The sequence below is a fragment of the Methylobacillus pratensis genome, from assembly GCF_054072455.1.
In genome coordinates this window covers 39717-53939 of sequence record NZ_JBSUSR010000006.1, presented here as the reverse complement: position 1 = coordinate 53939, position 14223 = coordinate 39717, and the positions used below count along the sequence as shown (strand labels likewise).

The 14223-nt window shown below is 58.8% G+C and carries 12 protein-coding genes; 3 read left to right on the top strand and 9 right to left on the bottom strand.

Annotated elements, in window-relative coordinates:
- Positions 1 to 96: 96 nt before the first annotated feature.
- Positions 97 to 1773, bottom strand: coding sequence for a formate--tetrahydrofolate ligase (locus tag ACW4YW_RS12475; RefSeq protein ID WP_457137849.1), 1677 nt, complete (start codon positions 1771 to 1773; stop codon positions 97 to 99).
- A 442-nt stretch (positions 1774 to 2215) separates the two neighbouring features.
- On the opposite strand from ACW4YW_RS12475, the gene argB reads away from it, so the two are divergent.
- From argB to slmA, 3 genes are read left to right on the top strand one after another with little or no spacing between them, the layout of a single operon-like run.
- Positions 2216 to 3100, top strand: coding sequence for an acetylglutamate kinase (gene argB / locus ACW4YW_RS12470; protein WP_457137848.1), 885 nt, complete (start codon positions 2216 to 2218; stop codon positions 3098 to 3100).
- Between the two features lie 22 nt (positions 3101 to 3122).
- Entirely contained in the window at positions 3123 to 3800 is a 678-nt protein-coding gene (locus ACW4YW_RS12465; protein ID WP_457137847.1) for a pyrimidine 5'-nucleotidase, read from the top strand.
- Positions 3801 to 3841: 41 nt separating this feature from the next.
- The gene (gene slmA / locus ACW4YW_RS12460) at positions 3842 to 4420 is read left to right on the top strand and encodes a nucleoid occlusion factor SlmA (RefSeq protein WP_457137846.1); all 579 of its coding nucleotides are present in this window, start codon (positions 3842 to 3844) and stop codon (positions 4418 to 4420) included.
- A 47-nt stretch (positions 4421 to 4467) separates the two neighbouring features.
- On the opposite strand, the gene ACW4YW_RS12455 is transcribed toward slmA, so the two are convergent.
- The 8 genes from ACW4YW_RS12455 to lpxC all read right to left on the bottom strand — a co-directional run bounded on the left by ACW4YW_RS12455 (position 4468) and on the right by lpxC (position 14163).
- Positions 4468 to 6855, bottom strand: coding sequence for a TonB-dependent siderophore receptor (locus tag ACW4YW_RS12455; RefSeq protein WP_457137845.1), 2388 nt, complete (start codon positions 6853 to 6855; stop codon positions 4468 to 4470).
- A gap of 158 nt (positions 6856 to 7013) precedes the next feature.
- A complete protein-coding gene (locus tag ACW4YW_RS12450; protein ID WP_457137844.1) occupies positions 7014 to 8051 on the bottom strand; it encodes a FecR domain-containing protein in 1038 nt (345 codons plus the stop codon).
- The gene (locus ACW4YW_RS12445) at positions 8038 to 8610 is read right to left on the bottom strand and encodes a sigma-70 family RNA polymerase sigma factor (protein WP_457137843.1); all 573 of its coding nucleotides are present in this window, start codon (positions 8608 to 8610) and stop codon (positions 8038 to 8040) included. The genes ACW4YW_RS12450 and ACW4YW_RS12445 overlap by 14 nt, the downstream gene beginning before the upstream one ends.
- A 99-nt stretch (positions 8611 to 8709) precedes the next feature.
- Positions 8710 to 9948, bottom strand: a complete 1239-nt coding sequence (locus ACW4YW_RS12440) for a multifunctional CCA addition/repair protein (RefSeq protein WP_457137997.1) — start codon at positions 9946 to 9948, stop codon at positions 8710 to 8712.
- A 4-nt stretch (positions 9949 to 9952) separates the two neighbouring features.
- Positions 9953 to 10918: a complex I NDUFA9 subunit family protein gene (locus ACW4YW_RS12435; protein ID WP_457137842.1), complete on the bottom strand. Its 966-nt coding sequence runs from the start codon at positions 10916 to 10918 to the stop codon at positions 9953 to 9955.
- 38 nt (positions 10919 to 10956) lie between these two features.
- On the bottom strand, positions 10957 to 12891 hold the full coding sequence (locus ACW4YW_RS12430) for a transglycosylase SLT domain-containing protein (protein WP_457137841.1): 1935 nt from the start codon (positions 12889 to 12891) through the stop codon (positions 10957 to 10959).
- 156 nt (positions 12892 to 13047) lie between these two features.
- Complete coding sequence (locus ACW4YW_RS12425) at positions 13048 to 13230, bottom strand: hypothetical protein (protein WP_407993082.1); 183 nt, start codon at positions 13228 to 13230, stop codon at positions 13048 to 13050.
- 3 nt (positions 13231 to 13233) lie between these two features.
- Positions 13234 to 14163 (bottom strand): UDP-3-O-acyl-N-acetylglucosamine deacetylase, encoded by a 930-nt coding sequence (gene lpxC, locus ACW4YW_RS12420; protein ID WP_457137840.1) that lies wholly within the window; start codon positions 14161 to 14163, stop codon positions 13234 to 13236.
- Positions 14164 to 14223: the final 60 nt, after the last annotated feature.

The following is a 14223-nucleotide window of genomic DNA, read 5'->3' as shown; positions in this document are numbered from 1 at the left end:
TTCACTACAGGCCACCTCACCATCTACCCCGGTGCGGCAATCTCCCGGCAGTCCAGGGAGGTTGCCGTTTTTCTTTTCCGGCAGGCTGCGGCCACATCAATCCAGGCCGATCACCCGCCCGTCATCGTCGATATCAATGCGCGTCGCACTGGGCACCGCGGGCAGGCCAGGCATGGTCATGATGTCATCGCAAATCATCACGACAAACTCTGCCCCGGCACACAGCCGTACAGCCCGCACCGTTAAGATATGCTCGTGCGGCAGGCCGCGCTGAGAAGCGTCGGTGGAAAACGAATACTGGGTCTTGGCAATACAGATCGGGTAATGCCCGTAGCCCTCGTCCTGCAACTTGTCGATCATGGCACGCACGCGGCGGGGCGCATGCACCTCGACAGCGCCGTAGATATTGCGCGCCACCTTGCCCAGCTTGTCCCAGAGCCTGTCCTCATCCTGGTAGACATAATGCATGCCCGGCGCATCGCTGCCATCTATCAGCTCAACCACCGCGTTCGCGAGCGCCGCCGCCCCGGCACCGCCTTTTGCCCAATGCTCAGCCAGCACCACCTTGACGCCCAGCCTGGCCATGCGCCCGACCAACAGGTCCAGCTCCGCCGCAGTATCATGGTCGAAGCGGTTCACCGCCACCACGGAAGGCAGGCCGTAATGCTGCGTGACGTTTTCCACATGTTTTTCCAGGTTGGCGATGCCGCGCTCCAGCGCGCCAAGATCCTCCTTTGCCAACGCAGGAACATCCACGCCGCCGTGGTACTTGAGCGCCCTGACGGTTGCCACGATGACGCAGGCATCCGGCTTCAAGCCGGCCTTGCGGCATTTGATATCGACGAACTTCTCGGCGCCCAGGTCGGCGCCGAACCCGGCCTCGGTCACGACGATTTCACCAAGTTTGAGCGCCGTCCTAGTGGCGATTACCGAATTGCAGCCATGGGCGATATTGGCAAACGGCCCTCCGTGCACCAGCGCGGGCGTATGTTCCAAGGTCTGCACTAGGTTGGGCTTGATCGCATCCTTGAGCAGCGCGGCCATCGCCCCATGTGCCTTGAGGTCCTGCGCCGTTACCGGCTTGCCTGCGAATGTATATCCGATCACGATGTTGCCCAGACGTGTGCGCAGGTCCTTGAGGGAGTCCGCTAGGCAAAATACGGCCATCACTTCCGAAGCCACGACGATATCGAAACCGTCTTCGCGCGGCTGGCCGTTGACCTTGCCGCCCAGCCCGATCACGACCTGGCGCAAGGCGCGGTCGTTCATGTCGACCACCCGCTTCCATGTGACCTGGCGCGGGTCGATCTGCAAGGCGTTGCCGTGGTGGATGTGGTTGTCGACCATGGCGGCAAGCAGGTTGTGCGCTAGCGCGATCGCGGCAAAATCGCCGGTGAAGTGCAGATTGATATCCTCCATCGGCACCACCTGGGCATAACCGCCACCGGCTGCGCCGCCCTTCATGCCGAATACCGGCCCCATGGAAGGTTCGCGCAGGCAGATGACGGCACGCTTGCCCATGCGCTGCAAGGCATCACCGAGACCTATAGTAGTCGTGGTCTTGCCCTCTCCCGCCGGGCTCGGGCTTATCGCCGTCACCAGAATCAGCTTGCCGTCCGGCCTCGCTTGCAGCTGCGGGTTGGCATTGAGGTCTATCTTGGCCTTGTATTGTCCGTAAAGCGTGATGGAGTCTTCGCTCAGGCCGAGACCTGCGGCAATCTCGCTGATCTTCCGGAGTTTTGCCTGCTGGGCAATTTCAATATCGCGGGGCATGCATTTTCCTGTTCTGATTGTTGACGGATGCCAGGAAGGTATTGCTCTCGAATTCAGTGTACCTCTGCCGTCCATGGTTTGTAAGAGCCTGTTCACGATCTTTTCATAGGGCGCGCATGGTTCCAAGATGCGTCCGGTCAAGGCGCAGACCGCAGGTAATGCTTATGCCTTGCCAAGGACTGCAACGCGGAGCGGGCGGGTGTTGGGACCGTGCCCTCCGGGTTGCCCCGGCAGCCCAGCCGCTGTTGCGTTGCAAATCCTCGCCGGGCAATCAGCACGGCTGCGGTTTGCACCTTGCATCGCCTATCCTGCCGGGGCAACTCGCCCTATGAAAAGATCGTGAACAGGCTCTCAGGAGTTTTAGCGAGCTGTCGCGTGATTTTCATGTTAAACCAGTTAAAATAGCCGAATATTCATTCACTCGCATTTTCAGAGAGAGTCGATGCTCAACCAAACCACCGCCGCCCAGAAAGCCCAAACCCTCGCCGAGGCCTTGCCCTATATCAAGCGCTTCTTCGACAAGACCATCGTCATCAAGTACGGCGGCAACGCCATGACCGACCCCCACCTCAAAGAATGCTTCGCCAGCGATGTCGTACTGCTCAAGCTGGTCGGCATGAACCCGGTGGTGGTGCACGGCGGCGGGCCGCAGATCAACGAATTGCTGGACAAGCTGGGGAAGAAGGGCGAATTCATTCAGGGCATGCGCGTCACCGACGAAGAGACCATGGATATTGTCGAAATGGTGCTGGGCGGCCAGGTCAACAAGGAAATCGTCAACCTGATCAACCGCAACGGCGGCAAGGCGGTCGGCCTGACCGGCCAGGATGGCAATTTCATCCACGCCCGCAAGCTGCTGGTGCAGGACCTGCAAAACCCGGCCAACATGATCGACATCGGCCAGGTGGGCGAGATCAGCGGCATCGACCCCAGCCTGATCCAGTTCCTCGACAGCGGCGACTTCATCCCTGTCATTGCGCCTATCGGCGTGGGAGCGGACGGGGAGACCTATAACATCAACGCCGACGTCGTGGCAGGCAAGCTGGCGGAAATCCTCGGTGCCGAGAAATTGATTCTGCTCACCAATACCCCGGGCGTGCTGGACAAGGCAGGCAACCTGCTCACCGGCCTGACGCCGAAGCAGATAGACGACCTGGTTGCCGACGGCACCCTATCGGGCGGCATGCTGCCCAAGATCAGCTCGGCGCTGGACGCTGCGCGCAGCGGGGTCAAATCCGTGCATATCATCGATGGCCGTGTCGAGCATGCCTTGCTGCTGGAAGTCCTGACCGACGCCGGCGTAGGCACCCTCATCACCGCCAAGTAAGCGCATACTCCAGCCCGAACTCATGCCGCCCAAGGTCTGGATCTTCGACCTCGACAATACCTTGCATGATGCAGATGCGGAAATCTTTCCGCATCTGCACATCGAGATGACGCGCTATATCATGAGCGAGCTCAGGCTGGAGGAAGAGGCAGCCTGCCTGTTGCGCCAGCATTACTGGCGCATCTACGGCGCCACCCTAAAAGGCCTGATGCGCCATCACCGCGTACATCCGCACCACTTCCTGCAAACCACCCACCAGCTCGACGACCTGCCACGAATGGTGCGCTCGGTGAAAAAACTGCGGCACACCTTGCAGCAACTCTCTGGCCGTAAGGTAGTATTCACTAACGCGCCGATGAGTTATGCCAAAAGAGTGTTAAAATTACTCGCTATTGACGACTTGTTCGACCAGGTGTTCAGCGTGGAATCCTCTGGCTTCCACCCCAAGCCTGCCATGCGTGGGTTTCAGCACCTGCTGCAAACGCTCAAGGTCAGCGCCGGCGATTGCATTCTACTTGAGGACAGCCTGCCGGCATTGATGACGGCCAAGCGACTAGGCATGAAGACCATCCATGTCTCGCGCCGGCCAAGACGCCCCAGTTATGTGGATGCACGCATTTCCAGCGTGCTGGAGTTGCCGCATACCTGGCTTTATAAAACGTACAACAATGCAGAATATTGCCAGCCGCCGGGAACGTAGCTTCCCGGCTTGGCTTTCTGCCTGGATCAAGAGGTAAAGAAATGGCTTTGAAACCCGGAGAACGCAAGCAGCAAATCCTGGAAACCCTGGCGAAGATGCTGGAATCGCCCAAGCGCGAAAAAATCACCACGGCTTCCCTGGCCGCGAAGCTTGAGGTCAGCGAAGCAGCGCTCTACCGTCACTTTCCTAGCAAGGCTCGCATGTTCGACGGCCTCATCGAGTTCATCGAGCAAACGCTGTTCGGCCTCATCAACAAGATCACCTCTGAAGAAGAGGAAGGCCTGCGCCAGGCACGCCGCATCGTCACCATCCTGCTGCTGTTCGCGGAAAAGAACCACGGCATGACCCGCGTACTGATCGGCGATGCGCTGGTCAACGAGGACCCTGCCCTGCAGATCCGCATCAACCAACTGTTCGACCGCATCGAGTCCACCCTGAAGCAAAGCCTGCGCATCGCCGAAACCCAGACCGGCCGCAAGTTCGACCCAGAATCCCAGGCCAACCTGCTGCTGTGCTTCGTGATCGGCCGCTGGCACCAGTTCGCCAAGAGCGGCTTCAAGCGCAAGCCGATGGAGTTCGTGCAGCAGCAACTGACGTTGCTATACGGCCTGGAAGAATAAAAGCATCATGGACAACAAGCCTTTGCAAGGCCTGTTGTCCAAGCAACTTAATAGCTGTACTTCAAAGTCAGCATGGCATTTCTAGGCGCACCATACATATTGTTGCCGTTGGTTTCGTTATACGCCGGAATGTAGTAGCGCTTATCCAGGATATTGTTGATGTTCAACGCCAGCGATACTTCAGGCGTGATTTGATACGCCATGCGCGCATTCAAGACCGAAAATCCTGGCACTTCATATTCCCGGTTATACCCCAGGGTATGACTCTGTGCATTGACCCCTCCCCCAAGGCTAAGCTTTCCCCACTCACCAGGAAACTGGTAATTGGCCCATATCCGCAGCATATGTTTCGGGGTCCATTGGCTGAAAACCCTTCCTTCATTGATTGGATCATTGATGAATTTCGTCGTGTTGAAAGTATACCCAGCCGATAGTTGCAAGCCAGCAGCCACCTCGCCGCTTACCTCCGCCTCCACTCCCTCGCTACGCACTTTTCCCGAAGCGATGGAGCAATAGCTACCACTGCAGGCAAAACCAGAAGCGTAGTCGGTCACGGCCCGGTTTTCATGGTCGTACCTGAATAATGCCAGCGAGGTATTGACCAACCCGCCTATCAATTCGCCTTTGATACCAAGCTCGTAATTGGAGCCAATAATTGGATCTAGGCTCTTTCCGCTTATGTTCCTCTCCGACTGGGGTTCAAAGACATCGGTATAACTTGCGTAGATAGACCATTGATCGCTCAACGCATAGACCAAACCTAGATAGGGACTAACTTCGCCGGCGACATTATTGACCGCCTCGTAATTCGTCGATGGCTTGGTGTAAGAATAGTCATACCAGCTGGTGCGTGCCCCCACAATCGCAGTCAAGGGTTCCGTCAACCTGACCCGCCAGCTGCCATAGATGCCTTTTTGCCGCACATCGTAATTGGTAAAGCTATCAACGCCTCCAGCCGCCATAATGGAAGCGTAATCCTGCCAAGGCCTGTGGTGATCGATGGCGAAAATATTGCCGCCGGGAGTGAAAGTGCGGGCCCACATGTCATTGGAAGTGTATTTCGAGTAGTTGGCGCCAACGGTCACTTCATTTTTCAATGCAAATGCCTCAAACTGGCCCCGCACATACATATCCAAACCAGTCTTAGTGGCATCGAAATCCGTAGCCCAGTTGGCGAATGTCAACCCGCTACCATCGGCAGCGACATTTCCATGCATGCGCTGATGTACGGAGGTATTTCTCTCACGCATACGCAGGGCGGAAACCTTCACTTTCCAGTCGCTATTGAAATGGTGCTCAAGATCGGCATATAGCGTGGTCTGATCGATCTCGGCACGATTCCATACCGCGCCAACGTAAGTGGAGCGTGACAAGCCGATATCGCTGCCATCGGGATAACGGGGCAAGCCGCGGATCATTGGGCGCGAATCGCTCTCCGAATTGCTGATGCCGATACCGATCGTGGTATCGGGCCCCAAGTCATAATCCAGCGCGGCATACAGCGACCGGGTATTTTGCCAAACATAATCGATAAAAGATTTCGTACGATCCTCATCGATGACGATGCGCCCGCGCAGGCTGCCTTCTTCATTCAAAGGCCCGCCTGCATCAAGCTGCAACCCGTAATGATCCCAAGACCCCGCTTTGGCGGTCATCACGATGGTTTTCTCCAATTGCCCCCGCTTGCGCACCAGGTTGACGGCGCCTCCGGGGCTGCCCGTTCCCTGCAGCAGCCCCGAGGCTCCACGCAATACTTCCAAGCGGTCGAAAAATACCATGCCCTCTGCACCCCAGTTGCCCAGTGCATAGGTATTGCGCGGAATCGGAACGCCGTCATATTGCCAGGCATCGATTTGAAAGCCTCGCGCTGAAAGTACCATTCCCTGCCCCACCCCCGCGACGCCTACCATCCCAGTCACGGTATTGGCGGCGTCGCGCAGATCAGTAATGCCCATGTCATCCATGCGCTGGCGCGTCAGGACACTCACGGACTGCGGTATATCTTTGAGCTTTTGCTCGCCCTTGCCGATGGTCACAATATTGGAAGTATAGGACATGCTCTCGCCGGTCATGGCGCTCAGCCGACGGCCTTCAGTTTTTGCCACCACGCTGACTTCCGGCAGCACGTCCGCCTTACGCGGGCTGGCAGCCACAGGGGCCGGCTTGAGGCTGAAGCTGCCCACCTCGGTCACGACCAGACTGAGGCCTGTACCGACCAGAGCCTGTTCCAGGGCTTGTTGCACGGTGTACCGGCCATGCACGGCAGCGGCCTGTTTATCTGCAACCAGGCTGGCATCAACCGTCAAAGCAACACCAGCCTGCTTGGCGATCGTATTCAGCGTCGACGCGAGCGAGGCTGTCGGGATATCGTAATCTGCCTCAGCTGCATAGGCAGGCAATGAAGAGGCACCGGCCATACCCAAAGCAAATGCCATGGCCAGCGGCCGGAGCTGCGCATGATTCATGGATGGAAAAACGATGGAAAACAATCTGAACTCCCCTGTCAATGAGCGCCAGGAACAGGCGCCTTCCTGTATTTGTCGAAGCAGTCAGGAAAAGTGATAGGGGTAAATAGAAAAAATTCTTATTTTTGTTATTTTTCGTTGACGCTCTGTTCGCGCTTCTGGGCAAAACCGATATCTTTCAAGGGTGTAAGATTCCGCCACAACCCGGCGACATTGGTCACACGCACCGGCAATGCCTGCGTGATCGCCGCGATGGAGTAATCGATATCGTCGACGGGGAATGTACCTGTAATCCGCAGCCTGCCCACATCAGGATGCACCCTGATAACGCCGACATGATAACGCGACAACTCCGCTACCACGTCCTCCAGCGCCGCATTCTCCACTACCAGCATGCCGTCCTTCCACGCATCTATCAACGGCGGGCTCGCCAAAGGCTGGGACAATACTTGCGGGTGCAGAACAATGGATTGCGCTTCCCCGACCAGGACTTCGGCGTCGCATGCCTCATTGGCCCGGCGGCTGCAACTGGCTGGCCGTGCCCCCACGGCGGCCTGCGTCACGCTAAGCAGGGCGGTGTCCTCGCCGAGCTTGCGCACGACGAACCGCGTGCCGAGCGGACGCAGATTCCCTGCCTGCGTCGCCACCACCAATGGCCGGTTTTCGACAGCGCCATGACCGGTTTCCACCTCAATCTCGCCGTCGCGCAGGACAATGGTGCGCTGTTCCGCGTCTTCCTCGATATCGATGGCGGTGCGGGTATTGAGGCGGATCACGGTATTGTCGGGCAACACCACCAACTGCCGCTCGCCGGTGGCGGTATGGTAATCCGCGAACCAGCCGCTCCATGGCTGGTACTGGCCATACAATGCGGCAGCCGATGCAATCGCCAGCACCGCTCCCAGCGAGCCAGCGATGCGCTTGGCCTTGCGCGCCTTGAGCGGCTGGGTCAGCACATGGCGCACAGGCTGGGACTCGGCGGGAGCAAGCGAGGCATCCAGGCGGGCAAGCTGTTGCCAGGCCCGGGCATGGTCCGGATGCGCCGAAAGCCAGAATTCCAGCGCGATCGCATCACGTTCGGTGCTTTCCCCGGAACTCATGCGCACTTGCCAATCGATGGCCTGGTCCAGCACGCGCCGGGAAACCGGGGAATCAGGATGGCTCATGTCTAGCAGACCGGCGCACGGCGCGAACCTCGTTGGCGCTGGCCTCCTCGCTGCCGTAACGCATCAGGTATGCCTGTCGCGCCGCACGCGCCAGGTATTGGCGCACGCGAGGCACCGACACTCCGAGCAACTCGGCAATTTCCGCATGCTTGAGGCCATCCAGCCGGCTATACAGCCAGGCGGCGCGCGCCTTTGCGCTCAATCCGTCCAGCAGCTTGTCCATTTCCTGCAGCAGCTGCACGGTTTGCAAACGCTCCTCAGCGGAAGGCTGCATGGTTTCGGGCAATTGCGACAAAGCTTCGAGATAGGCGCGCTCAAGATCGGCACGGCGGAAGAAATCCACCATCAGCCGCTTGGCGATGGTGGTGAGATAGGCCCGGGGCTCGGCGATTTCAGATACGGGACGCATATCCTCGGCGGCCAGGATACGCGTGAATGTATCGTGGGCGAGATCCGCCGCGTTGTCGGGACAACCCAGCTTCCTGCGCAGCCAGGACTGCAACCATGCGTGATGGTTGAGGTATAAGGCCTGCAGCAATGAAGAGGGAGACTTGCTCATGTGTCATGTTATGGTGAGCGGGGCCACCATTCAATTGAGAACGCTTCTCATTTTATCAGCGGGCTGGAGATTTAGATAGCCGCAGCGGCGCGGCGATGGTCAATGGTCGGCCGGTTCTTTGAACGGAAACCGGTATGCCGCTTCCATCGCGGCCACCCGCGCCGCGAACACCGCATCCTTGATCGCCTCTGGATTGGATTGCGTACGGGCAATTGCTCCAGCATCCACTGACGTCACGAGGTTCAATATCTCCAGCAATAGCGGAAACAACGGCAGCGCCTGCTGCTCGAAGCCGGTACGCCCGCGGGCATCGGCCTCGCAGGCACACAGGAAATCACGGAACCGCTGCGGCTGGCGTAACGCATCGGTCTCTTGCAGGAAACGCAGGACGGTTGCCGCCTTCATCTCGCCGACCTGGTGCACCTTGCCGTGGAATTTCGCCACCACCAGCGCCAGCTCCTTGCAATCGTTCGGTACGCGCAAGCGCTTTACCAAAGACTGCAACAGCCCCACGCTACGTTCCTCATGCCCGATATGCCGGGGAAGGATATCGGCAGGCGTCGTGCCCTTGCCGAGATCGTGCGTCAATGCCGCAAAACGTACCGGCAGGCTGAAGCCCGCACGGGCGGCATAATCGATCACCAGCATGACATGGATGCCGGTATCGATTTCAGGATGGTATTTGGCCGTCTGCGGCACGCCGAACAGCCTGTCCACCTCGGGCAGCAGCCGTTTCAGGGCGCCGCAGGCCCGCAGCACGTCGAACATGCGACTCGGCTGCTGTTCCATGAGACCCTTGGCCAGTTCCTGCCATACGCGCTCCGGCACCAGGGCATCGACTTCTCCATCCTCCACCATGTCGCGCATCAGCGTCATGGTTTCTTCCGCCACGGTGAATTCGGTGAACCTCGCCGCAAAGCGCGCGGCGCGCAGGATACGCACCGGGTCTTCGCTGAAGGCCGGGCTGACATGGCGCAATAGCTTGGCATCGAGGTCGGCTACGCCATGGTAGGGATCGATCAATTGCCCATGCTCGTCCTCGGCAATCGCGTTGATGGTGAGGTCGCGTCGCGCCAAGTCCTGTTCCAGCGTGACTTCCGGGTCGGCATACACCTGGAATCCCTTGTAGCCCTTGCCGGTCTTGCGCTCGGTGCGTGCCAGGGCATATTCCTCATGCGTCTCGGGATGCAGAAATACGGGGAAATCCTTGCCTACCGGCCTGTAGCCCAGTTTCACCATGGCTTCTGGCGTGCTGCCCACCACGACGTGGTCGCGGTCCTTGACCGGCAGGCCCAGAAGCCTGTCCCGAACAGCGCCGCCAACCGTATAGGTGCGCATGAGTTTACCGCTTGCTGAACGTACGCCCGGCCAGGCTGCGGAAACGGTCATAGGCGCTGCGCGGAGTATCGCCGACGAGGTATTCCGGCGCCACCGCCTCCAGCGCCGTGGTCGGGACACCGAACAGCTCCTTCACCGGCGCGGCGCATACGCTATCCACCTCCATGCTGAACAGGTTGTCGCGCGTCATGAGCTTCACCGGCAGCTTTTCCATGACATAAGCCTGGTAATAGGAAAGCGTATCGTTGAGCGGGACAATCCGACGTTTCTTACCGAGCAGGAACGCCACGAACTCGATCAGCTGCTGCAAGGTGTAGACCTGGGGTCCGCCTAGGTCGATGCTGCGGCCATAGGTGCTGACATTATCCAGGGCGGCGACGAAGACATGGGCGACATCCTCCACCCAGATCGGCTGGAAGCGTGCATTGGGCTTGGCGACGGCCACCACGGGCAATATCTTGACCACGTTGGCGAACAGGTTGAGGAACTGGTCGCCGCGGCCAAAGATGACGGAGGGACGGAACACCGTCACATCGACCTCGCGGGCACGCGCCAGCACAGCGGCCTCGCCAGCCGCCTTCGAGCGCAGATAGGCACTCTTGGCATTGGCGTTGGCCTGGAGCGCGCTCATGTGCAGCAGGCGCTTCACGCCTTGTTTGCAACAGATGTCGACGATGCGTGCCGGCAACTCGGCATGCAGCTTGTCGAAACCGGCTTGCGAGGATTCATGCAGGATGCCGACCAGGTTGATCACGGCATCCTGGGCGTGCAAGTGCCCGGAGAGCGCCGTGTCATTGAAGATATCGCACTCGACGACCTGCACGTTGGGCAACAGGATGAGATGCTTGCTGCTTTCGCGTCTGCGGGTCAATACCTTGACGTCATACCCGGCGACGCTGAGCTTGTGCACGACCGCACTGCCCACGAAACCAGAGCCACCAATCACACATACTTGCCTGATACGTTGCATTACCTCATGTCCCTTTGCTTGCCTATGTTGAGTGCCTGCTAATCTTGTTCCGGGTTGACGGGCTCACCTATCCCCGGCACAGTCCCCAACCGCTGTTTCAGCGTCTGGGGCTTAGTGCCCAGCTGCTGCGAGTAATAGATGGAGTTGCCCAGCACTTTCTTGACGTAATCCCGCGTTTCGCTGAAAGGAATGGTTTCCGCATACACGGCCCCTTCCAGCGGCTTGTCCGACGTCCAGCGCTTGGGCCTTCCCGGCCCTGCATTATAAGCTGCGGTCGCCATCAACGGCTGCTGGTCCATCTTGTCCATGGTATAGCGCAGGTAATGCGTGCCGAACTTCAGGTTGGTGTCGAGCTGGTTGATCATGGCAGGCTTGTAGTCCCCCATGCCCATGCGCTTGGCGATCCACTTCGCGGTCTCAGGCATCACCTGCATCAGGCCGGAGGCGCCGACCACGGACTTGGCCCAGCTGACAAAGCGGCTTTCCTGGCGAATCAGGCCGTATACCCAGGCCTCGTCCAAGGCGTTATCCGCGGCATAGCCCTGCATGAGGTCGCGATAGGGCGTGGGATAGCGCAAAGCGAAATCGTGCAGCAGCTTGGTGCGGTCGGCCGTGCTGATGGCGATGTCGTACCAGCCTTCACGGAACGCCACTTCGGCAGCGGCGATCAGCTGCTTGTCATCGAAGTCGCGGCTGGCAAATCGCCACTCTTCGCGCGACTCCCAACGCATCTCCAACCTGCGCAGCGCCAGGGCGCGCTGTATGCCGGCTTGATCCAATACTGCCCGCACTTCGTCCGCACTCGCCTTGTAAGGATCGGGCGTAGCGCCCAGGGCATCCCCCATTTCTTCTTCCGCCAACAGGCCGTAATAGGTGTTTTCCTTGGCAAGCTTGACCAGTATCAGGTTGGCCGCGACGATCTGCTTCTGCTCCTTGAGCGCACGGGCCTTCCAGTACTGCCACACCTGTTCCTCCTGCTGCGATTCCGGCATGGCGGCAATAGCGGCCTGCAATGCCTTCCAGTCGCCGGCGCGCATGGCAGCTCTGGCTTTCCATTCCTGCTGGTCCTTGTCCAATACGGTGCTGCCAGCGCGCTGGAAATAGGTCAACGCGGCGGGGTCGTGCTTGCGTGCGGCATGCAGGGCAAAACGCCCCCAGAAATAGTCGCGGTCGGCCACATCGAAATTGCCATGCAGCTTTTCCCACAAGTCCAGTGCCAATGCGGGCTGGCTGCGGCTCAGTCGCTCCAGCGCATAGAGGTTGAGCTCCCTGCCCAAGCGGCTCTTGAAGCTGATCTGGCGCTTTTCCAGCACTTGCTGCGGATTTTGGTAAACCCGGTCCAACAGCTTGAGGTTATTCTTATCAATGTCGGGCAGGCGTTGCAGCACGGTTTTGGCGACGGTGATCTTCGAGCCTTGCAGCAGCAGACGGGTCCGCGCCCAGATATCCTCCTCGCGCAACACCCCGCCTTTCTGCAAGCGCTCGAACACGGCGCCGCAATTGGCAGGCAGCTCGCTGCCCGTCATCCAAAGTGCTTTGCCATCCTTGACGGCGGACTCCAGCCCTTGCTGGATGCCGCCGTCAGCCGCATAGCAGCTGACAGCCATATCCTCGCGCTGGAACTTGGGATATTCCGCAAAAAACGCGTCCCAATCCTGGCGCCGTGCGAGCACCTTCAACCATTCGCCACGCAGGCGATCGGCAAACGGAGCGTCCTTGTATTGCTCGAGAAAGTTTTGCACGGACTGGCTGCTGGCCTGGTTCAGGTCGAGCAGCAAGCGCCAATAATCGGTATAGGGAGCGAGAATGTAATGCTGCGCATGCAGGCTTTGCGAAGCGGTGGTGAGCGCATTGAGGTTGCGCGCGTTATACGCGGCACGCGCGCTCAGGAAGAGGTCGTCGGGGCCGGCGGCATGCACAGGCTGATTGCCCAGCACCAACGCGCCAGCCAGCAGGATTGAAGCCAAAGCCATCCTGCAATTGCCCAACCATTTGGCTTTGCCTGCACGTCGCAGACCGGCTGCCTGCGTGACGTCAACCTTACTTAACTGCATTGTGTTATACCCAAACCATGACGCTTGACCAAGCATAGCATAGCCACCCGTGGATGGCCGCTGCAATTGAGGAATCTAGTAAAGAATGATGCGACCCATGGAGATCACCAGAGCCACCACCATGAGCATGACCAATGTGAACTTGGTCAACTGCCAAGTGAACTTGAGATAGCGCTTGTCGCCGGAGATGAAGTAGACACCCAGCGACACGGCAACCGAGATCAAGCCCAGTACCAGCAGGATGCGCAATACCAGCATGGCTTAGACGTATTGCAATGCGGGCGGCAGGCCGATGGGATTCTGGAAGGCACCGGGCGCTTCCTCGAACTTCTCGAAAGTAGCGTATTCCCAGGCATCGCCGTCGGCCAGCAATGTCCGCAACAGTTGGTTGTTCATGTAATGACCCGCCTTGTACGCGCTGAACGCGCCGATCAAGGGGTGTCCCAATACGTACAGGTCGCCGATGGCGTCCAGCATCTTGTGCTTGACGAATTCGTCGTCGTAGCGCAATCCGTCGCTGTTCAACACGCGGAACTCGTCCAGCACAATGGCGTTGTCCAGGCTGCCGCCGCGGGCCAGACCCATGGAGCGCAAGGCTTCCACTTCGTGCATGAAGCCGAACGTGCGTGCGCGGCTGATTTCCTTGATATAGGAATTATCGGCGAAATCGATGGTAATCCGCTGCCCGGTATGCTCCACCGCAGGATGGTTGAAATCAATCGTGAAGTCGAGCTTGAAGCCGAAATATGGGTCGAAACGCACCCACTTGTCGCCTTCGCGATACTCGACGGCTTTCTTGATGCGGATGAACCTCTTCATCGCATCCTGTTCGACAATGCCGGCCTGTTGCAGAAGAAAGACAAAAGGCCCGGCACTGCCGTCCATGATAGGCACTTCGCCCGCGTTGAGCTCGATGTGGATGTTGTCTATGCCCAATCCAGCCAGGGCAGACATCAGGTGCTCGATCGTGGCAACCCGCGCACCGTTGCATTCCAGCGCGGAACACAACTTGGTGTCGGTAACGAGATGAGGCTGCACCTTGAATTCCGCAGTCTCGGGCAGATCGACCCTGCGGAATACGATACCGGTATCGGGCGCCGCCGGCCGCAAGGTCAGGGTAACCTTGTCGCCGGAATGCAAGCCAACACCGGTGGCGCTTATTTCTTTTTTCAGCGTTCTTTGTTTAAGCACTGCTGTCCCTCTCGCGAGAGCCCTCATTCACATAATTGCCATATTATAGCACGTGGCGCT

Bases quoted from the DNA above. Each gene is read 5' to 3' on its own strand.
- ACW4YW_RS12475 (WP_457137849.1), bottom strand. From the start codon at position 1,773: ATGCCCCGCGATATTGAAATTGCCCAGCAGGCAAAACTCCGGAAGATC.
- argB (WP_457137848.1), top strand. From the start codon at position 2,216: ATGCTCAACCAAACCACCGCCGCCCAGAAAGCCCAAACCCTCGCCGAG.
- ACW4YW_RS12465 (WP_457137847.1), top strand. From the start codon at position 3,123: ATGCCGCCCAAGGTCTGGATCTTCGACCTCGACAATACCTTGCATGAT.
- slmA (WP_457137846.1), top strand. From the start codon at position 3,842: ATGGCTTTGAAACCCGGAGAACGCAAGCAGCAAATCCTGGAAACCCTG.
- ACW4YW_RS12455 (WP_457137845.1), bottom strand. From the start codon at position 6,855: ATGGCATTTGCTTTGGGTATGGCCGGTGCCTCTTCATTGCCTGCCTAT.
- ACW4YW_RS12450 (WP_457137844.1), bottom strand. From the start codon at position 8,051: ATGAGCCATCCTGATTCCCCGGTTTCCCGGCGCGTGCTGGACCAGGCC.
- ACW4YW_RS12445 (WP_457137843.1), bottom strand. From the start codon at position 8,610: ATGAGCAAGTCTCCCTCTTCATTGCTGCAGGCCTTATACCTCAACCAT.
- ACW4YW_RS12440 (WP_457137997.1), bottom strand. From the start codon at position 9,948: ATGCGCACCTATACGGTTGGCGGCGCTGTTCGGGACAGGCTTCTGGGC.
- ACW4YW_RS12435 (WP_457137842.1), bottom strand. From the start codon at position 10,918: ATGCAACGTATCAGGCAAGTATGTGTGATTGGTGGCTCTGGTTTCGTG.
- ACW4YW_RS12430 (WP_457137841.1), bottom strand. From the start codon at position 12,891: ATGGCTTTGGCTTCAATCCTGCTGGCTGGCGCGTTGGTGCTGGGCAAT.
- ACW4YW_RS12425 (WP_407993082.1), bottom strand. From the start codon at position 13,230: ATGCTGGTATTGCGCATCCTGCTGGTACTGGGCTTGATCTCGGTTGCC.